13 protein-coding genes are annotated in these 20,049 nt (G+C 69.8%); 7 read left to right on the top strand and 6 right to left on the bottom strand.

The genetic code is table 11. The features are described from left to right. Nucleotides 1-87: 87 nt before the first annotated feature. Together H1Q64_RS08310 and H1Q64_RS08305 are read right to left on the bottom strand one after the other, a co-directional pair. Entirely contained in the window at nucleotides 88-2,382 is a 2,295-nt protein-coding gene (locus tag H1Q64_RS08310) for an SH3 domain-containing protein (protein ID WP_237903142.1), read from the bottom strand. Between the two features lie 290 nt (nucleotides 2,383-2,672). Next, complete coding sequence (locus tag H1Q64_RS08305; RefSeq protein ID WP_237903141.1) at nucleotides 2,673-5,420, bottom strand: SUMF1/EgtB/PvdO family nonheme iron enzyme; 2,748 nt, start codon at nucleotides 5,418-5,420, stop codon at nucleotides 2,673-2,675. Nucleotides 5,421-5,689: 269 nt separating this feature from the next. Between H1Q64_RS08305 and H1Q64_RS08300 the strand changes: the two genes are divergently transcribed. Then, nucleotides 5,690-5,950, top strand: coding sequence for a DUF3126 family protein (locus H1Q64_RS08300; protein WP_014241108.1), 261 nt, complete (start codon nucleotides 5,690-5,692; stop codon nucleotides 5,948-5,950). Nucleotides 5,951-6,045: 95 nt separating this feature from the next. On the opposite strand, the gene H1Q64_RS08295 is transcribed toward H1Q64_RS08300, so the two are convergent. Continuing rightward, nucleotides 6,046-6,660, bottom strand: coding sequence for a hypothetical protein (locus H1Q64_RS08295; protein WP_014241109.1), 615 nt, complete (start codon nucleotides 6,658-6,660; stop codon nucleotides 6,046-6,048). 353 nt (nucleotides 6,661-7,013) lie between these two features. Further along, nucleotides 7,014-7,433 (bottom strand): cupin domain-containing protein, encoded by a 420-nt coding sequence (locus tag H1Q64_RS08290; RefSeq protein ID WP_237903140.1) that lies wholly within the window; start codon nucleotides 7,431-7,433, stop codon nucleotides 7,014-7,016. A gap of 174 nt (nucleotides 7,434-7,607) precedes the next feature. Between H1Q64_RS08290 and H1Q64_RS08285 the strand changes: the two genes are divergently transcribed. Genes H1Q64_RS08285 through H1Q64_RS08270 form a run of 4 tightly spaced genes read left to right on the top strand, consistent with a single transcriptional unit; the run spans nucleotide 7,608 to nucleotide 15,649 of the window. Beyond that, nucleotides 7,608-12,998 (top strand): AMP-binding protein, encoded by a 5,391-nt coding sequence (locus H1Q64_RS08285; protein WP_237903139.1) that lies wholly within the window; start codon nucleotides 7,608-7,610, stop codon nucleotides 12,996-12,998. Further along, a complete protein-coding gene (locus tag H1Q64_RS08280) occupies nucleotides 12,995-13,768 on the top strand; it encodes an ABC transporter ATP-binding protein (protein WP_237903138.1) in 774 nt (257 codons plus the stop codon). The genes H1Q64_RS08285 and H1Q64_RS08280 overlap by 4 nt, the downstream gene beginning before the upstream one ends. Beyond that, nucleotides 13,761-14,594, top strand: a complete 834-nt coding sequence (locus H1Q64_RS08275) for an ABC transporter permease (RefSeq protein WP_237903137.1) — start codon at nucleotides 13,761-13,763, stop codon at nucleotides 14,592-14,594. The genes H1Q64_RS08280 and H1Q64_RS08275 overlap by 8 nt, the downstream gene beginning before the upstream one ends. A gap of 32 nt (nucleotides 14,595-14,626) precedes the next feature. Continuing rightward, the gene (locus H1Q64_RS08270; RefSeq protein WP_237903136.1) at nucleotides 14,627-15,649 is read left to right on the top strand and encodes an ABC transporter substrate-binding protein; all 1,023 of its coding nucleotides are present in this window, start codon (nucleotides 14,627-14,629) and stop codon (nucleotides 15,647-15,649) included. 25 nt (nucleotides 15,650-15,674) lie between these two features. Here the strand turns inward: H1Q64_RS08270 and H1Q64_RS08265 are convergent, their stop codons facing one another. Together H1Q64_RS08265 and prfB are read right to left on the bottom strand one after the other, a co-directional pair. Continuing rightward, nucleotides 15,675-15,983 carry a peptidoglycan-binding domain-containing protein gene (locus H1Q64_RS08265; protein ID WP_114861539.1) on the bottom strand — a complete coding sequence of 103 codons (309 nt, stop codon included), beginning with the start codon at nucleotides 15,981-15,983 and terminating at the stop codon, nucleotides 15,675-15,677. 192 nt (nucleotides 15,984-16,175) lie between these two features. Beyond that, nucleotides 16,176-17,298 (bottom strand): peptide chain release factor 2 gene (gene prfB, locus H1Q64_RS08260; protein WP_145674376.1). Its coding sequence is split into 2 segments (ribosomal slippage): nucleotides 16,176-17,228 and nucleotides 17,230-17,298, totalling 1,122 coding nucleotides; the frame shifts between segments, so codons are not numbered across the junction. A gap of 331 nt (nucleotides 17,299-17,629) precedes the next feature. Here prfB and H1Q64_RS08255 point away from each other — a divergent pair. Next, a complete protein-coding gene (locus H1Q64_RS08255; RefSeq protein ID WP_183178028.1) occupies nucleotides 17,630-19,069 on the top strand; it encodes an MBOAT family O-acyltransferase in 1,440 nt (479 codons plus the stop codon). Between the two features lie 13 nt (nucleotides 19,070-19,082). After that, the gene (locus H1Q64_RS08250) at nucleotides 19,083-20,039 is read left to right on the top strand and encodes a hypothetical protein (RefSeq protein WP_237903135.1); all 957 of its coding nucleotides are present in this window, start codon (nucleotides 19,083-19,085) and stop codon (nucleotides 20,037-20,039) included. The last annotated feature ends 10 nt before the right edge of the window (nucleotides 20,040-20,049 follow it).

Genomic DNA, 20,049 nt, shown 5'->3' with positions numbered 1-20,049 from the left:
CCGGTCCTCGCATGGCGCGGCCGGAGGGCGAGCCGCAATGCGTTCCAATGTGGGGCATATCAGCCGAAACGGAAAGACGAAGCGGCGTTACCGGCTCAACAGCGTCGCGCCGCGCCAGATGCCGGGCTGCATCGCGCCGGCGGAGTCGATGGCCGCGCCCGGACCGTCCTGGATGCCGCCGCGGAACTGACCGACATGACGGGTGCCGCCACGCATCGACAGTTCGCCCGGCCCCGCCGGAAGCCGGTCCACCACCACGCCGTTGAACCGCTCTCCGTTGGTGAAGGCCAACTCGCCGTGACCGTCGACGCGGCCCTGGCGCACCTCGCCCGCGTAGGAATCGCCGTTGGCGAAGCGGTAGACGCCCGGCCCGTTCGGCACGGCGTTCACGAAAGTCCCCTCGAAGCGGTCGCCGGATGGGAAGCCCAGGACGCCGTAGCCGGACATCTGGTCGTTCTTCCACTCCCCCTCATAGACCTGACCGTTGGCGAAGCGGTAGACGCCGACGCCGTTCCGGCTGATCGTCCCCTGGAGGGAGAAGTTGCCCAGCCCGCGGTTCCACGCCCCTTCGTAGACATCGCCGTTGGGGAAGCGGTGCACCCCGAAGCCCGACTCCCCGCCGCGGGCCTGACCGGCGGCGCGGCGGGCGGCGGCCTGGGCCTCGCGCGCCTTCGCCTCCGCCCCGCGCCCGGCGGTGGCCGAACGGGCGGCACGGGCGGCAGCGTTGCGGCCCGCCTGCACGGCGTCACGGTAGGGTTCGGCCAGCCCGGCTAGGACCGGGTCCGTGCCGGTGGCGGTGCGCCCCGCGGCGCTCTCCCCACCTCCCTCGGGAAGGGCCGCCAGCCTTGTCGGACCGGTCGTGCCGGACAGCGCGCCGGCCACCGGATCGACGTCGTTGCGGACCACCGTGGGCGGCGGGTAGGCGCTGGGCGCCGCACCGCCCGCCGCACCGCCCATGGACACCGCCTCACCCGGCCGGCCCGCCAGAGTCCCGGTGGTGACATAGCCCTCCTGCCCAGACGAATCGCGTACCAGCACCCAGCCGGAGTCGGGGGCGGCCTGGAGCAGCGTCACCCGCTGCCCCTGCTCCAGATCGCGCAGGCTGCGCGCGCCGAGCACCGGGCGGGCGAACAGGTTGGCGTCGCGCGCCACCGTATAGACGCCGGGCGTCAGCGCAGACGACTGGGACTGCTGCGGGGGCTGCGTCGGCGGCTGGGCGGAGGCCACCGGCACCTCCTCCGGCTTGGCGAGGTTGCTGGCGAAGGCGAAGCCGGTCTTCCCGTCCTGCTCGACGCGCAGCCAGCCGCCGTTGCGGCGGGTCCGCCCGGTGACCGTGACCTCGCTGTCGTGACGCAGCGTGCCGACGACCGCCGCCTTGGTGTCGGGACCGGCGCGCAGGTTGGTGTCGCGCGTCACCACCCGCTTCTCGTTCAGCGGGTCCACCTCCACCTCCGCGACCGCCGGGGCGGCGGGCTTTTCCTCCGCCTTCTGTGGCAGCGGCTTGGGTTCGATTGGCTTGGGTTCGATTGGCTTGGGTTCGATTGGCTTGGATTCGGCCGGCTTCGCTTCGGGAGCCGTCGCCACCACGGCGGGCGGCGCCTCCTCCGTTCGGGCGACGACGGGGGCGGACGGCGCGCGTGGGCCGGGCACCAGCACGAGATCCGTGCCCAGCCGGTCCTGCAGCCAGGGGTGCTGCGTTCCGCGGGTGCGTCCGACGACGGTGCGGGCGACTTCTGCCAGCGCGTCGCGCAGCGGCACGCCCGGCTTGACCATCTCCTGCGCCAGGGCGGTCGAGAAGGCGTCGGCCCCCTTGCCGGACGGCGTGGCGGGCGGCGTGCCGGGCCGGTGCGAATAGACGACGAACAGGTTGTCGAGCGCCGCCGGGGCTGCCAGCGCCGGTTTCACGGAGCGCCCCTCCTCGCCCATCGCCGACGCCAGCTTGTCGGCCAGCGGGTGGGCGGGCACCGGGTCGAACACGGCGACGGCCTTGCGCCCGCTGCGCTGGATCTCCTTCAGCGCATAGTCCAACTCGATGGTGTCGAAGATCACGTCGTATTCCGAACCGGGCTTGGCGTCCACCGGCACCAGGAAGCCCTTGGCCGACAGGCTCAGCGCCACGCCGGAGTAATAGAGGAAGCCGAGGTCGGCCTGCCCCAGCGCGTCCTGGAACCGGCTCAGCGCCGCGACCATGCCGCGATGGTCGAGGTTCTCGGCGGCGGTGACGGTGAAGCCGGCGCGGCGCAACGCGTCGGCGACGACCGCTGTGTTGGCGCCCACCCCGGCGGCCGGGCCGCCCTCCTGGTACTGCGCGTTGCCGATCACCAGCGCGACGCGCTTGTCGTCGGCGAACGCCAGGGGGGCAAAGGCAACGTTCGCCGTCACCAGAACCAGCGCAACAGTCCAAACGGCGCTCCGGGGCCAGCGCAACACGTCGATACCCTCCACCTGATTATCTCTTTGACCACCCCTTTAGGGAGTCTTAGGCAGCGGCGGCTGTAATGATTTTGGTCGAAGCCGCCGCCAGCCTCTCGTTATCGGGCCGTCTGGATCACGGATCGCCAAGCCTTGAACAGCCAAGTCTAGCGCATTGGCCCAACACCAATTTCTGCAATTTCGGGGGCGCCGCGGTCCCTTCCGCAGACGGTGCGTCCCACCAACGAACGCGGGCGGAGTCAGTTCAGATCGCGGGCGACCCGCAGCCCGTCGGCGAAATAGCGCACGTCGGCGTCATAGCCGATGCGGGCGGTGACGGCGATGGCGTCCTGCCCGTCCCGCCAGGAACCGCCGCGCAGCACCCGCTTGCGGCAATCGCCCTCCGTCCAGGCGCTGCCGTCCGTCGGGGCGCCCTTGTAGCCGGGGTTCCAGCAGTCGGCGACCCACTCCGCCACGCCGCCGCTGGTGTCGTAGAGGCCGAAGGCGTTGGGCTGGAAGCTGCCGACCGGCGCCGGCAGGGAGCGGTCGGCACCTCCGCCGCAGTCGCGGCAGTTGGCCAGCCGCGCCCCCGGCGTCAGACTATCGCCCCAGGCGAAGCGCGCCGCACTGCCGCCGCGCGCCGCGTATTCCCATTCGGCCTCGCTCGGCAGGCGGTAGCGCTGTCCGGTCTTACGGCTGAGCCACTCGGTGTAGGCCAGCGCGTCCTCCACATGGATGTTGTGGACCGGCGTGTCGTCGGAGGGGTTGCGCATCCGCGGCATGGCGGCGCAACCGCCGCCCTCCACGCAGGCCCGCCAGTTGGCGACCGTGACTTCGTAGACCCCGATGGCGAAGGGCCGGGCGAAGGTGACGCGGCGGGGCGGGCGCTGGCTGGCGTCGCCGCGCTCGCTGCCCATGACGAAGCTGCCGACGGGAATGCGCATCATCGGCGGGCAGGCCGGGCAATCCTGGAAGCTGCTGCCGTTGCCCTGCGCCCGCCCCTGCGAGCCCCCTGGCTGGACCGGTGCGGCAAGCGCCAGCCGCTGGCGGTCCTCCGGCCCGGCGGGCCGCAGCGCGGGGCCGCGGACGAAGCCCTGCACGCCGCCCTGGGTGCCGTCATCCAGGGCGACCCGGTACCAGTCGGCGTCGGCCACCCGGCCCAGCACCCGAACCGCACCCTCCTTGGCGAGGGTGCCGACCCGCTCCGACCGCGCGTCCGGCCCGGCGCGCAACTCCGCGTCGGCGACGGCCACGTACATCCCCTCCCCGGCGGTGTCGAGCTGAAGCTCCGGCGGCGGAGACGCCTTGCCGCTGGATGCTCCATTGCCCGAACCATTGCCAGACGGCCCGCTGCTCCCCGCCCCACCCGCCGAGGAGAGCGCCGCGACCTTGGCCGATTCGGCGCGCAACCGGTTCAGCCGGTCCCGCGCCGGGGCGGCGAAGGGGCCGGTGCCGAACAGCCGCAGGAAGGCGTCCAGCGCATCGGCGTCGCGGCTGTCGCGCACGCGGCGCCACAGCGACTCCTCCAGATCGGCCTGAGGCGGCGCGGCACCGGCCTCCTCGACCTCCAGCAGCGCGCTCATCGTCGTGCGACCGCCGCGCCCGTCCTCGACCAGCACGCTGAACACCCCAGCGCGTCCCGCGGTGGCGCGTTCCGGGTCGAAGGTCAGCGCGGTCAGCCGCTCCGGCGCCAGCTTGTCGCCGGGCTTCAGCGGGGTGGTGCCGTCGCGGACCTTGCCACGCTCCGGCACGGCGCTGACGGTGAAGGTCAGCGGGTCGCCGTCGGGGTCGGTTGGCACCTCCAGCCGCAGGCTGTTGACCACGGCGCGCACGCTGCGCTCGGCGACGGCGACCGGCGGGCGGTTGCTCGGCTTGATGAGGATCGGCACGCCGCCCCGCGCCACCCCGCCGCGCCCGTCCATCACCGCGAACTCGAAGCTGCCGGCGTCGCCCAGATGGGTGGCGTCGGCCCGGAAGGTCGCGGCGGTGAGCTGGTCGAGCGTCAGATAGTCGCCGATCAGCACCACCCGGTCGCCGATGCGCACCCCGCCGCCGCGCGGCAGGCCGGTCACCTGGGCGAAGAGCTGGTCGTTGTCGGGATCGCTGGGCCGCGCGATGCCCAGCCCTTCCGTTCCGCCGCGGTCGAACACCTCCAGCGTCTTGAAGGCGGCGAGCTGCGGCGGCCGGTTCTCCGGCAACGGGTTGAAGTAGAAGGGGGCGGCCCCCAGCGAACCGTAGAGGAAGGGTTCCTGCCGCCCCTGGGTGACCTGCATGACGTCGTCGCGCACGCGGCGGAAGAACAGGCTCAGCTCCAGCCCCGGCACGTCGAAGTTCTTCAGGAGCGACGCGGTGTAGGGGCTGTGGTCGCCCTGCCCGTCCTCGGCCACCGCGTCGGCGCGGGTGGCCATGGCGACCAGCGTGTCGGTCGGCGTGTCGTCGACGCGGGCGAAGCCGGAATGAACCTCCGTCCGCTTGGTGCCGGACCGCACCAGCCGGTCGGCGAAGGGGTTGTTGCGGCAGGCGTCCAGGATCAGGATGCCCAGCTTGCGCGCCTGGGCCAGCTCGCCCATTGGCAGGTTCAGCGGCAGCGCCTCGTAGACCAGATCGCGCTCGCGCTCCAGCCGGGCGTCGGCGGGGATCAGGAAGTTGGTGCCGCCGACCTGCATGCCGTGCCCGGCGAAGTAGAGCAGCGCCACGTCGGCCTGCGCCGCCTGGATGCCGAAGCCGCGCAACGCCTCGGCCATGCCGCGGTTGTCGAGGTCGTAGCGCTCCTCCACCGCAAAGCCAAGCTTGCGCAGGGCCGCCGACATGGCGCGGGCGTCGTTGCGCGGGTTGGGCAGTTCGGTGGCGTGACGGTAGGCGCCGACGCCGATGACCAGGGCGATGCGCTGCTCTGGCACGGTGGCCGCCAGACCGGGCGCCACCCATGCCGCCACGGCCAGCAGAAGGCCGGCGGTCAGCGCCAGGAGAATGCGGCACGAGACGAAACGGCGAAGGCGTGCAGCCATGGTCACCCCATGCCATGGTCATCGGACGGCGGGGCGCGGACGCCCCCACATTCCAATCCGTCCAGTATTTGGCCGCGCAACCCGGAACAAGAGGACAAATCCGGCTAAGGGCTTCCCACAGGCGGGGGCATGGTCCCCCGCAAGAAAGACGGGCCCTGCGGCGGGCGGCGCGGCGAATGCGCGATCCAGGGCGATCCAGGGCGATGTTGTGCTTTCCCTTTGCCCGAAAGGTTTCTATATGACCCCTTCGACAACACAGGGATCATGCCATGCCGCCCGCCAAGCCGACGGTCGCCAAGATGACCGAAACCGAAATCGCCCGTGTGCAGAGCTATCTGCGCAAGACGCTCGGCAACGACAAGATCATCATCCAGCCGCCCGAGAAGGCCGGCCAGTCCGCAGAAGTCATGCTGGGCGACGAATTCGTCGGCACCCTGCACCGCGACGTGGACGAGGGTGAGGTCTCCTACGCCCTGCACGTCGTCATCCTGGAAGAAGACCTGCCGGCAGCCCCGACGGCCCGTCGCTGAGTCACGCCTTTCCAGCGCGGTCCTCTCCCGCCCCCGCGGCGGGAGGGGCGCTTGCCCGCGCACCACTGCGCGCCGAATAAAAAGCCGGATGAGTGTCAGCCCGGCCGGCTGTGGCGGCGCAGTTCCGCGGCCAGCCCGGCCATCAGCGTCTCGCCGCCCGACAGGGTGAGGCCGCGCACCAGGACCAGCGCCGGCAGATGGTTCCGGCGCAGCAGAAGCAGCCGGTAGCCGGCGCGCCGCCGACGCCCCTTCCCCGGTTTCCCGTCCTCCTCCGCATCCACGTCCCCGCCGGCCAGCGCCAGTTCCTTTTGGTGCTGCTGCAAGGTCATCGTCTGGATGCGCGCCACGAACAGCGGGCGTTTGCCCTGCGGCGGGTAGAGCGCCACCCCGCGGATCGTATCGTGGGGGACAAGTTGTCCGTGGGCGGTCAACCCTTCCGGCGCCACGACCAGCCGCACGGCGCTGCGCCGGGCCGCCCGCAGCAGCGTGATCATCCACATCAGCAGAAGCGGCACCGCGCACAGGACACCCAGCCAGCGCAGCATCGAGGCCGTCGGCTCCAGCGTCAGTTCGGCCACGACGACGAAACCGGCCAGCAGCAGGGCGGCGTAGAGCAGGTGGGCGTAACGCTGGGGCGGCACACTGGACGGCGACGCCTCGAACACCGTCGCCTGCCCCTTGTCCTCGCGGGAGATCTCGACCTCGGGCATCCCGTCCGCATCCTCATCACGCCGCCACACACCGCCCTAATACCCTCGACGCGCCCAACATGCCAGAACAGCGGCGCCCACCCGCCTGTCCAGCGATCCGGTCACCTGTCCACTCTTCCAGACAGGTTCGCTCCGGAGGCCCTTCCCGAAAGCACGGGAAACCGGCTCCGGGAGCCCGCTCAAGCGCTGGCATGGGCATTGCTTTCCTTTGCAACGAAGCGTCCCGTGGCCGCGTCGTTCCCTGTGGCCATGGCGGCGATTCCTCCAAAGCATCTGGCCGGCCGCACCGTCGTTTCCACGACGGATGCGACCGGCACTTTTTTTGGCCGGCACTTTTTTTGGCGGGTGCGGCATCAGTTCCCGGTGGGCGGCTCGGCCCCTTCGGTCGGGAAGTCGGCGGGAAGCGTGATCTCCAGCATCTCCAGATCGTCGGAGTGCGCGATCTCGACATGGCGGATGCCCGGTGGCTGGTGCACGCAGGAGCCGGCCTGCAACAGCACCTCCCCCACGCCTTCATAGGCGAATTTCACCCAGCCCTTCAGCACGTAGACCATCTGGAAATCCAGCGCGTGCCGGTGCCAGCCGCCGTGCGACGGCTCGCCGGGGCGGGCGCGGATGACGTGGGCGTTCGCCTTGCCCGCCGTGGCGGCACGGATGCCCAGGTCGCGGTATTCGAAGAAGGGTCGCAGCCCGTCGCGCTTGAAGTCCGCCGGATCGGGGTGGCTGACCGCGAAGGTCACCGAATCATTCGCAGGCGCGCCGTTGTCGGACATGCCGTTTCCTCCCATTGCTATTGATTGCACCAAGTATGACCGAAAGCCGCGTATACGGCATACCCCCGCCGCGCACGGCGCCATTGCAGCCCATGCAGGGCGCCGCGCTATAGTGATGCCCGCCGCGCAAAAGACGTGGCCGCCAAAGAAGAAATGCCCGATCGGGAGGAAAGCATGGACCACGCCGTCGCGGAGTCCACCGGACAGCCGCCGCTGCCGCAGGACGTCGCCGTCAACCCCATCCGCTCCGCCGCGGACTGGCAGAGCCAGCGCGCCGCCTGCGAGGGTGACCCCGGCGCCTTCCACGGCGCCATCGCCGCGGAGACGATCCACTGGTTCGACGGCGCGCACTGGCTGATGCGCGATGCCGACGGCGTCTGGCGAGGCTGGAACGCCACGACGGGCGAGGCAGCGGAGCGGGCAGACTGGACGCCCTGGACCCAGGCGTTCGACGGGTCCGAAGCGCCCTTCTACCGCTGGTTCGCGGGCGGGCTGACCAACGCCGCCTTCAACGAGGTGGACCGCCACGTCCTGTCCGGCCATGGGGCGGAGACCGCCTACTGGTACGAGGGCGATCGTTGGGACGCCGCCGCCAACGGCGGGCGCGGCGGCCCGGTCCATCACGTCACGCTGACCCGGCGCGAGCTGCTGATCCGCTCCGCGCTTGCCGCCTTGGCTCTGCAAGGGCTCGGCCTCCGCCAGGGCGACCGGATCGCGCTGAACATGCCCAACATCCTCGACCAGATCGTCTGGACCGAGGGGGCGAAGCGCCTCGGCGTCATCTACACCGCCGTCTTCGGCGGCTTCTCCGACAAGACGCTGTCCGACCGCATCGAGAACGCCGGCGCCCGCGTCGTCATCACCGCCGACGGCGCCAGCCGCAACGCCGAGATGGCCCCCTTCAAGGAAGCCTACAGCGACCCGGCGCTCGACCGCTTCGTCGCCCTGCCCGTAGCACTCAGAATCACCGAGGAGGTCCTGCGCGCCAAGCTGGGCGACACGGCCCTGATGGAACCGGTGCGCCGCGGGCTGGAGGGCGAGATCACCGTTGCCCCCGCCGACGTGATGCGCGAGCTGGGCCGGGCACTGGACCGCGCCGGGACACTCGACGCCGCCACCGTGGCTGACCTGCGCGCCAGCGTCGCCGAGGCGCTGACCGCCGCCCCGCCGCGGGTCGAGGCGGTGATCGTCGTCCGCCATGCCGGCCTGCCCGACATCCCCTGGACCGAAGGACGCGACGTCTGGGCGCACGACCTGCTGGCGAAGGCCGAGGCGGAGCTGTGCGCCGCCGCCGGCCTGCCCGGCATGGAGGCGCTGCGCGCGCTGGACGACCGGGCGCTCTACGCCGCCGTGGCGAAGGCCGTGCCCTGCCTGCCGGTGGACGCCGAGTATCCGCTGTTCATCATCTACACCTCCGGCTCCACCGGAAAGCCGAAGGGCGTGGTGCATGTCCATGGCGGCTACGTCGCCGGCCTCGCCCACACCATGAAGGTCAGCTTCGACGCCCTGCCGGGCCGCGATGCGATCTACGTCATCGCCGATCCGGGCTGGATCACCGGCCAGAGCTACCTGATCACCGCCAGCCTCGCCGCCCGCATCCCCGGCATCGTGACGGAGGGGGCGCCGGTCTTCCCCAACGCCGGGCGCTTCGCCTCGATCATCGAGCGGCACAAGGTCACCATCTTCAAGGCGGGCGTGACCTTCCTGAAGACGGTCATGACCCACCCGGAGAACCGCGCCGACGTCGAGCGCTACGACCGCTCCAGCTTGCGGGTCGCCACCTTCTGCGCGGAGCCGACCAGCCCCGCCGTCCAGGCCTTCGGCATGGCGGTGATGACGCCGCAATACATCAACAGCTATTGGGCGACGGAGCATGGCGGCATCGTCTGGACCCACCCCTACGGCAACCCCGACCAGCCGTTGCGCGCCGACGCCCACACCTACCCGCTGCCCTGGGTGCTGGGCGACGTCTGGGTGACCGAGAGCGAGCCGGACGCCGCCGGACGCGTCGCCTTCCGCCCCGCCGAGGTGGAGGAGAAGGGCGAGATCGTCGTCACCGCCCCTTACCCCTACCTGACCCGGACCATCTGGGGCGACGCGGAGAACGTCGGCAAGCCGGGCTGGAAGGGTGACTTCGACCGTTTCGTGACGACCTATTTCGGGCGCTTCCGCGATGCGGACGGCAAGCCGGTCTGGGCCTACCTGCAAGGCGACTTCGCGCGCAAGTACGAGGACGGCAGCTTCAGCCTGCACGGGCGGTCCGACGACGTGATCAACGTGTCCGGCCACCGCATGGGGACGGAGGAAATCGAGGGCGCGATCCTGCGCGACAAGCAGATCAACCCCGACAGCCCGGTCGGCAACGTCATCGTGGTCGGCGCCCCCCACCGCGAGAAGGGCCTGACCCCCGTCGCCTTCGTCCTGCCCGCCAAGGGCCGCGACATCACCGCCGACGACGAGCGCCGGCTGAAGGATCTGGTGCGGCAGGAGAAGGGCGCCGTCGCCGTCCCCTCCGACATCCTGGCCGTCCCGGCCTTTCCCGAGACGCGCTCCGGCAAATACATGCGCCGCTTCCTGACGGCGATGATGAACGGGGAGCCGCTGGGCGACACCTCCACCCTGCGCAACCCGGAATGCCTGACCGACCTGGAAGCGCGCATCGCCGCCTGGACGCGTGGCCAACAGCGGGCGGAGGAACAGACCCTCATCGAGCGGCAGCGCTTCCTGTCCATCCAGTACGACCGGCTGGCCGACGACGTGCGGATGGCGACGGTGACCATCGACAACCCGCCGGTCAACGCGCTCTCCGACCGGCTGCTGGACGAGTTGGACACGCTGGTTTCCCATCTCGCCCGGCGGGCGGACGTGCGCGCCGTGGTGATCACCGGCACGGGCCGCAACTTCGTGGCCGGCGCCGATATCCGCCAGCTCCTCGACGAGGTGCGGGACGAGAGCGAGGCCCGCGCTCTGCCCGCCAAGGCCCACGCCGTCTTCCGCGCCATCGCGGCGCTGGACAAGCCGGTGTTCGCGGCGATCCGCGGCGTGGCGCTCGGCGGCGGCTGCGAGCTGGCGATGGCCTGCCATGTCCGGGTGGCCGACCCGCGCGCCCGGCTGGGCCAGCCGGAGATCAACCTGTTCCTGCCGCCGGGCTATGGCGGCACGCAGCGCTTGCCGCGCCTGCTCCTGCGCAAGGACCCGGAGCGGGGGTATGAACGCGCGCTGGAGGTCCTGCTGTCCGGGCGCCAGATCGACGCCGGGACAGCGCTGGGGTATGGGCTGGTCGATGTGGTGGCGCGCGGGGCGGACGACGCGCTGACGCTGGCGAAGGCGATGGCAAGGGAAGCGGCGCTGCGCTCCAATACCCTCTCCCCCCTGGGGAGAGGGGAGGGTGAGGGGGTTGCGCATGTGCCGAACGTGCCGCCAAGCGCAACCCCCTCACCCCAGCCCTCTCCCCAGGGGGGAGAGGGGGTAAAGCGCCTCCTCCGCCAAGCCCACGGCGTCGGCCGCGGCCCGGTCGCCGACACCATCGTCCAGCTCGTCGACACCGGCCTGCGCGACGGCTTCGACGTCGGCACCGAGGCCGAGATCAACGCCTTCGCCCGCTTCCTCCTCGACCCGGCCAACGGCGCCAAAAAGGGCATCGCCCTGTTCCTGGAGAAGAAGTCTCCGCCCCTCCCCGCCCGCCCGCAGCGCGACAGCCGCGACGGCGTGCTGCCCATCGGCAGCCCCTTCGTCCCCGGCGCCACACCGCTGCCCCGCTGGCAGCTCGCCCAGGCCGTCGTCCGCGATTTGGAGACGGGAGCCGCCGCCCATGGCGACCCGGCACAGGCCGAAACCGAGGTGGTCATCCCCGTCCCCGAGCCCGGTCCCAACCAGGCGCTCGTCTACGTCCTCGCCTCCGAGGTCAACTACAACGACGTCTGGGCGCTGACCGGCATCCCCATCTCGCTGTTCGACGAGCATGACGAGGACGTGCACGTCACCGGTTCCGGCGGCGTCGGCATGGTCGTGCGCATGGGAGAGGCGTTGCAGGCCCAGGGGCGGCTGGCGGTCGGCGATCTGGTCGCCGTCTATTCCGGCGTCTCGGACCTGCTGGACCCGGAGGCCGGGGCCGACCCCATGTTCACCGACTTCCACATCCAGGGCTACCAGTCGCCGGACGGCAGCCACCAGCAGTTCATGCTGGCCGACGGGCCTCAACTCTTCCCCCTGCCGCCCGGCCTCGCGCTGGAGGAGGCGGGAAGCTACATGCTCGCCGCCGGCACCGGCTACCGCGCGCTGTTCACCGCCCTCGACGTGCAGCCCGGCAAGCGCCTGCTGGTCGAGGGGGCGGCGGGCGGCACCGGCGCCTGGACGGTGGAACTGGCGCTGGCCCGGCGCATGAAGGTAACCGGCATGGTGTCGTCGGAACGCCGGGCGGCCGCGATCCGCGCCCGCGGGGCCGAGGCAGTGGACCGTTCCGTCGCCGAGGCCGCCTTCACCCGCATCCCCGCCGACCCGGCGCACTGGGCGGCGTGGGAGGAAGCCGGGTGCCCCTACATCGACGCGCTGCGCGCCGCCAACGGCGGCCACCTCGTCGACTACGCGGTCAGCCACGCCGGCGAGACGACCTTCCCGCGCACCTTCCAGTCGTTGGCGGACGGCGGCGCGCTGACCTTCTTCGGCGCCTCCAGCGGCTACCACATGACCTTCCTCGGCAAGCCCGGTTCCGCCGAGCCCGCGGAGATGCTGCGCCGCGCCCGCCTGCGCCCCGGCGAGGCCGTGCTGGTCTTCTACGGCGCCGGGGCGGTGGGCCTGCGCGACGACATGGCGCTCTCGGCCATCGAGGCGGCCCGCGAGTCCGGCGCCCGCGTCTGCGTCGTCACCGACCGGGATTCCGAACGCGACTTCGTGCTGTCGCTGGGCTACGGCGAGGCGCTGGCCGGCGCCGTGTCGCTGGCCGAGATCACGCGCCGCGTCCCGCATTTCGACTGGCCCGACACCATGCCGGACCTGCCCGACCCGCAGCGCGAGACCGCCGCCTTCAAGGAGGCCGTGCGGCTGTTCACCGAAGACACCTTCAAGCCGCTGGGCCAGGCGGTGGGCCGCATCCTGCGCGCCGCCGACAACCCGCGCGGCATGCCCGACGTGGTGGTGGAGCGGGCACGGCGCGACACGCTGGCCGTCTCGACCATGCTCGTAAAGCCGCACACGGGCCGCGTCGTCTATTGCGGCGATATGAGTGGTCGTCGCTACAGCTTCTACGCGCCTCAGGTGTGGATGCGCCAGCGCCGCATCCTGATGCCATCCGCGTCCATTGTCGGCACGCATCTTTCGAACGCTGCGGAAATCGCAGGGCTGAACCGCGTCATTGCGTCGGGGGCGGTCCGTGTGCCAACGACATACCTCGGGAACTGGGACGAGTTGCCCACGCTCCATCAGGCCATGTGGGAGAACCGCCTGCCGGAAGCGACCGGCGGCGCCGCCAAGGCCGTCGTGAACCACGCGCTGCCGGAAGCGGGCCTGACCTCGCGGGACGAACTGCTGATCTCCTGGGCGGGGTCGGCAACAGGAAAGGGACAATGAGGCTTATCATCAAGGACCTGTGCCACCGCTACGACGACCTCGTCGTGCTGGACGGCATCGACCTGACGGTGCAGGAGGGGGAGGTTCTGGCCGTCATCGGCCCGTCGGGCTGCGGCAAGTCCACCCTGCTCGGCATCGCCGGCGGCATCGTGGCACCCACCTCCGGCACCATCGCGGTGGCGGGCGAGGTGCCGGACGGCTGCCTGAACCCGATCACCTTCATCTTCCAAGACTTCGCCCTGCTGCCCTGGCGCAGCGTCGAGGACAACCTGTCGCTCGTCCTCGAACACCACCCGCTGTCGGCGGCGGAGCGGGCGGAGCGCATTGAATCCGGCCTGCGCCGCATGGGGCTGTGGGACTTCCGCAAGGCGCTGCCAAAGCAGTTGTCGGGCGGCATGCGCCAGCGCGTCGGCATCGCCCGCGCGCTGGCCGTGCGCCCGGCCATGCTGCTGCTGGACGAGCCGCTGTCGGCGCTCGACGCCCAGACGCGCGAGCTGCTGATGGAGGATTTCCTGTCGCTCTGGCAGCGCGAGCGGACGACCGCCCTCTACGTCACCCACAATCTGGACGAGGCGCTGCGGCTGGCCGACCGGGTCGTCGTGCTCAGCCGCCGTCCCGGCCGCCTGCGCGAGATCGTGACCATCGAGGAGCCGCGCGACCAGCGGCTGGAGCCCTCCGCCCAGGCCCATCTGGCGGAGGTGCGCGACCGGCTGTGGCACCTGATCCGGGCCGAGGCCCAACTGGCCGACCGGGAGATCGCCGATGCCTGATACCCCTTTGACCAGCACCACTCTTCCGCTTCAGGACCGCTCCCCCTCCCAGCCCGTCCGCTTCCGCGGCGGCGGCTTCACGGTCAAGGGGCACCGCTGGGCGGCCCTGCTCGCCTTCGTGGTCCTGATCGCGGTGTGGGAGTCCACCAACCGCTTCGGCCTCGTCAGCGAACTGTTCCTGCCGCCGCCGAGCGCGGTCGCCTCGGCGCTCGCCGCCATGGCGCAGGACGGGTCGCTGTGGCAGCACCTGAAGGCGTCGCTGATGCGAATCGGCGTCGGCTGGGTCATGGGCACGGTGGCCGGAATGGCCGTGGGCTTCGCCATGGGCATCGGGTCAGTGGCGCGGGCGGTCGGTGTGCCCCTCGTCTCGGCCTTCTTCCCGATCCCCAAGATCGCGCTGCTGCCGCTGTTCATCCTGTGGTTCGGCATCGGCGAGCCGTCGAAGTTCGCCACCATCGGCTTCGGCGTCTTCTTCCCGACCGTAATCGCGACCTACAGCGCCATCGATTCGGTGCCGCGCAACCTGATCCGCATGGCGCAAAGCTTCGGCCTGCCCTGGGCGTCGATCCTGCGCAAGATCGTGCTTCCCGGCGCCCTGCCCGGCATCCTCGCCGGCTTCCGCATCACCGCCTCCATCGCGCTGATCCTGGTGGTCGCGGCGGAGATGATCGGCGCGGAATACGGCATCGGCGCCTTCGTCCTGACCGCCGGCAACCTGATGCTGACCGACCAGCTCCTGGCCGGCGTGCTGGTTCTCTCGCTGCTCGGTCTGAGCATCGGGACCGTGCTATCCATCCTGGAACGCCGCCTGCTGAAATGGCGGTGAGAAAAATGATGATTGAGAATGGGAGATTGAGAATGACCGTCGTGCGTTGGAGCCGCCGTTTGGTTCTGGGTGCAATGGGTGCCGCGGCCCTGGCGCTGGCCGGGACGCCCGCCGCCGAGGCGCAGGGGCTGGAGAAGACCTCCATCGGCGTGCTGGCGCTGGCCTCCTCCGGCCCGATCTTCATCGCCAAGTCCAAGGGCTATTTCGAGAAGGAAGGTCTGGACGTCGATCTGAAGATGTTCACCTCGGCCCAGCAGGTGCCGGTGGCGGTGGCCTCGGGCGACGTCGATTTCGGCGTCACCGGCCTGACGGCGGGCTTCTACAACCTCGCTGCCAAGGGTGCGGTCACCATGATCGCGGCGCAGAGCCGCGACGAGCCGGGCTTCCAGCTCAGCGCCTATGTGGCGACCAAGGCGGCGCACGACGCCGGGCTGACCAAGCCGGCCGACCTCAAGGGCAAGCGCATCGCCATCACCACGGTGGGCTCGACCTTCCATTACATGGTCGGCCTGCTCGGCCAGAAGCACGGCTTCACGGTCAAGGACGTGACCATGGTGGCGATGCAGGACGTGCCGAAGATGGTCGCTGCCTTCAAGGGCGGTCAAGTGGACGCGGTGATCGCCCCGGTGACTGTGGCCCGCCAGCTCGCCGCCGAAGGCTCCGGCACCATCCTGGGCTGGGTCGGCGACGAGACGCCGTGGCAGCTCGGCGCCCTCTTCACCAGCCCGAAGACCGTCGCCCAGCGCCGCCCGCTGGCCGAGAAGTTCGTCGGCGCCTATCTGACCGCGCTGGCCGAGTATCATGCCGCCTTCAACGCCAAGGACGCTTCGGGCGCCGTGGTGAAGGGACCCGGCTATGACGAGCTGCTGGCGATCATCGCGGAGGCGACCAAGCAGAAGCCCGAGGTCGTCGCCGCCGGCCTGCCCTATGTCGAGCCGAAGGGCAAGCTGCTGGTCGACGACATCGTCAATCAGGTGAAGTTCTGGCAGTCCGAAGGCCAGGTGGACAAGGCGCTGGACGCCAAGTCCGTGATGGACCTGACCTTCGTGAAGTGAGTTTGGCGTGAAGTGAGCTTAGGTTTTACCGCTTGCCCGGCCCGTAGACCTTCGGCTGGGAGAAGTTGATGTGGTCGAGAAGCTCCTGCGTCGGACAGCCGTCCACCGGGAGCTTCGCGGCCTTCTGGTAGGCGCGGATGGCGGAGCGGGTGTTGGGACCGATCTTCCCGTCGATCACGCCGGGACGGAAGCCCTGCTCGGTCAGGGTCTTCTGGATGCCCTCGACATAGGCGAAATACATGTCCGGCGTCATGCTGTCGGTCGGACAGGCGGCGTAAGCCGGGGTTGCGAAGGCCGTGGCGGCCAGGAAAGCGGCGAACAGGCTGCGGTTCATGGTCTCTCTCCGTTTCTTGTTGCGGAGATCAACAACGCAGAGGCCGCGTTTCTTCCCAAGGGATAAAAATAGGAGGGTGGTTTGCCCCCACCCTAACCCTCCCCCGCTATCGCAGGGGAGGGGATTTAACTCCCTCCCCCGCCCAGCGGGGGAGGGCCGGGGTGGGGGCAAGGACTCAGCCCCCACCCGCACTTACGCAGCCGCGTCGTCGCTCTGCCCCTTCAGGCGCGCGGCCAGCGCGGCTTCCAGGAACATGTCCAGGTCGCCGTCCAGCACCGCCTGGCTCTGCGAGGTCTCCACCTCGGTCCGCAGATCCTTCACCATCTGATAGGGGTGCAGGACGTAGGAGCGGATCTGGTGCCCCCAGCCGATGTCGCTCTTGGTCGCCTCGAGCGCGGCGGCGGCGTCCTCGCGGATCTTCAGCTCCCGCTCGTACATGCGGGCACGCAGCATGTCCCACGCCTTGGCGCGGTTCTTGTGCTGCGAGCGCTCCTGCTGGCAGGCCACCACGATGCCGGTTGGCAGGTGGGTGATGCGGATCGCCGAGTCCGTCTTGTTGACGTGCTGGCCACCGGCGCCCGACGCCCGGAAGGTGTCGATGCGGCAGTCCTTCTCGTTGATCTCGATGTTGATCTTGTCGTCGATCACCGGAGACACCGAGACGGCGGCGAAGCTGGTCTGGCGGCGGGCCTGGCTGTCGAACGGGCTGATGCGCACCAGACGGTGCACACCGGCCTCGGTCTTCAGCCAGCCATAGGCGTTGTGGCCGCTGATCTGCGCGGTGGCGGACTTGATGCCGGCCTCTTCGCCGGGGCTTTCCTCCAGCCACTGCGTCTTGTAGCCGTGCTGTTCCGCCCAGCGGAGATACATGCGCATCAGCATCAGCGCCCAATCCTGGGCCTCCGTGCCGCCGGCGCCGGCGTTCACCTCGATGAAGCAGTCGTTGGCGTCCGCCTCGCCCGAGAGCAGGCTCTCGATCTGGAGCTTCGCGGCGCGGTCGCGCAGCGCGTAGAGCTGGGCCTCGGCATCGGCGACCACGGTCGCGTCCCCCTCGGCCTCGCCCATCTCGATCAACTCCAGGCTGTCCGACAGGTCGCGCTCAAGCGCGCGGTAGCCGTTCACCGAGGTTTCGAGTTGGGTGCGCTCGCGCATGATGGTCTGCGCGCGGGACGGGTCGTCCCACAGCTTGGGGTCTTCGGCGTGGGCGTTCAGTTCGTCGAGACGACGCAGCGCGTTATCCCAGTCAAAGATGCCTCCTCAGCAGCGCCAGCGATTCTCTAATCTCGCCGGCGGCCGCTTCGATCTCGGCCCGCATCGCAGTGCCTCCTCGTCAGCCAGAGTTGAACCAGTGTCTTGGCCCTTATGTAGCGGGTTGGGAGCGACGTTGCACCCTCTTATTCCACAGCCTCCCCGGCTTCCGCGACGCTGGACCAGACCGGAACGGTAACCCGCCGGAGCGCCGCCCCGTCCCTGGGGCATCCCACCAACCCACTCGGATGAAACCGTTTTTGCGCCGCAAAACCACTTTCGCGGCGCGAATAAGTGGCAGCCCCCCGTGATAGCGTCACCAACGTTCGTGCCCGTCATTCGATGGGCGCGGGCTGTCGGCGCCCCCGTTTCCCCAACAACAAGAGCGTGGCCCCCCGATGAACTTCACCAGCCTGGGGTTCCTGCTGTTCATCACGGCCTTCACGGCGGGCTTCATGATGCTCGCCAGGACGCGGCTGTTCACGCCGCTGCTGCTGGTGTCCAGCTACATCTTCTACGGCTTCTGGGATTACCGCTTCTGCCTGCTGCTCGCCGGCACGACGCTGCTCGACTTCTATTGCGGCCTGCGCATCGCCGACGCGCCGAACCGGGCCACCGCGCGCATCTTCATGCAGATCAGCGTGGCGACCAATCTGGCGATCCTGTTCTTTTTCAAATACTTCAACTTCTTCATCGACAGCGCGCAGGTGGCGCTGGCCTCGCTCGGCCTCGACGTCGGGCACCGCACGCTGTCCATCATCCTGCCCGTCGGCATTTCCTTCTACACCTTCCAGAATCTCAGCTACACGCTGGACCTCTATCTCGGCCATCTGGAGAAGCCGGAGCGGTCGCTGCTGCGCTACGCGACCTTCGTCGCCTTCTTCCCGCAGCTCGTCGCCGGGCCGATCGTCCGGGCGCGCGACCTGCTGCCCCAGATCCAGAACGGCCCCCGCCACGACGTCAGCTTCGCCTTCCGCTTCGCCGGGCTTGAGAAGATCATCTGGGGCTATTTCCTCAAGCTGGGGCTGGCCGACAACGCCGCCGCCGTGGTCGACGCGCGCTTCGCCCAGCCGGAATTCTTCAACGCGCTGAACCACGTCATCGGGCTGATCTGCTTCTCGCTCCAGATCTACGGCGACTTCGCCGGCTACTCGCTGATCGCCATCGGTCTGGCGCAGATCTTCGGCTACACGCTCTGCCAGAACTTCGCCCGCCCCTACTTCGCCATGGGCATGAAGGACTTCTGGCGGCGCTGGCACATCTCGCTGTCCACATGGTTCCGCGACTACGTCTACATCCCGATGGGCGGCGGGCGCACCCACTGGCTGCGCATCCGCAACCTGACCATTGTGATGCTGGTGTCCGGCCTGTGGCACGGCGCCGCCTGGACCTTCGTCCTGTGGGGCGCCATGCACGCCACCCTGATGGCGGCGGAGGACGGCGTGCGCTGGCTGGCCAAGCGCAGCCCGCTGCGGCTGAGCGGCGCGCCGCTGATGGCGGGCAAGCTGCTGACGGTCGGGCTGGTCTTCCTTCTCATCACGCTGACCTGGCTGCCCTTCCGCGCCGACGACATGCACACCGTGCGGACCATCCTGGGCATCATCGCCGAAGGCGATTTCAGCCTGCCGCGCGGCATGCAGCAGATGAGCTATCTGGTCCGCGTCGCCCTGTTCGGCCTCGTCGTGCTGATGATCGACGCGATGATCGAGTTCGGGGCCGGGCGCCGCTACGCCGGGGTGAACGTCGTGGTCCGCTCCGCCGGCTGCGCCACGCTGATCCTGATGCTCCTGCTCTTCGGCAATTTCGCCAACCGATCCTTCATCTATTTCCAGTTCTGAGGGAGCCCGAACCATGATCCGCCTTTTGGCCGTTGTCGGACTGATCCTGGGCATGGTGGTCGCCATGGACCGCGCGGTGGCGTCCTGGATGGGCGACACGCTCCTCCAATCGTCGGACCGCTTCATGACCGTCTACCGCAACGGGCCGCCCGCCGACGTGGTGATCCTGGGCAACTCCCGCGCCGACAACCACTTCCCGGTGGAGGAGGTGCAGGCGCTGACCTGCGGCCGGGTGCTGAATCTGGGCATGGGCGGCGCCCCCACCACGGTCGGCGACCTGCTGTGGGAGGATTACCTGGACCGGCACGGCGCCCCCCGCCTGCTGCTGGTCGAGCCGACGAGCGTTGTCGACGATCCCAAGGCGCTCGCCGACCTGCCGCTGCTGGCCTACTACTCGGAGCGGGTGGACGGCTTCATCCGGCAGGTCGACGCCACCATGTGGGCCTCCAACAAGCTGTTCAACACGCTGATCTTCAACAACAACCAGACGATCCGGCTGGCCTTCGACGGGCTGCACCCGACCGGCGACCGGACGCTAAGCGGCACCATGTCGCCCTTCCTCAAGGCCCAGCTCGCAAAGGCGCCGACGGAGCGGATGGAGGGCTTCCAGCCGAACTGGGACGCGCTGGACCGCATCATCGGCACAGCGCGGGAGAAGGGCACGCGGGTCGCCGTGGTCATCACGCCCTTCTTTCCCGGCTACATCGAGAAGGTGACCAACTTCGACGCCTTCTTCGAGGATCTGAAAACCCGCCTGCCGCCCGACGTGCCGGTCATCGACACCCGCCGCGAGGTCGAGGACGAGGCCCATTTCGTGGATGCCCTGCACATCAACCAGGAGGGGGTCCGCGTGATGCTGGCGCGGATGGAGGACCGGTTGCGCCCGCTGGCCGACTGCCCTACCGACACGGCCCCGGCCGACGCCATCGCCCAGCTCCGCCCGGACACCCACACCGCCGCGAGGCCTTGAATCTCCGCAC

It is taken from the genome of Azospirillum brasilense, from assembly GCF_022023855.1.
Lineage (GTDB): Bacteria > Pseudomonadota > Alphaproteobacteria > Azospirillales > Azospirillaceae > Azospirillum > Azospirillum brasilense_F.
Note: the sequence above shows the minus strand (reverse complement) of the source record. Positions and strands in the feature narration are given on the sequence as shown.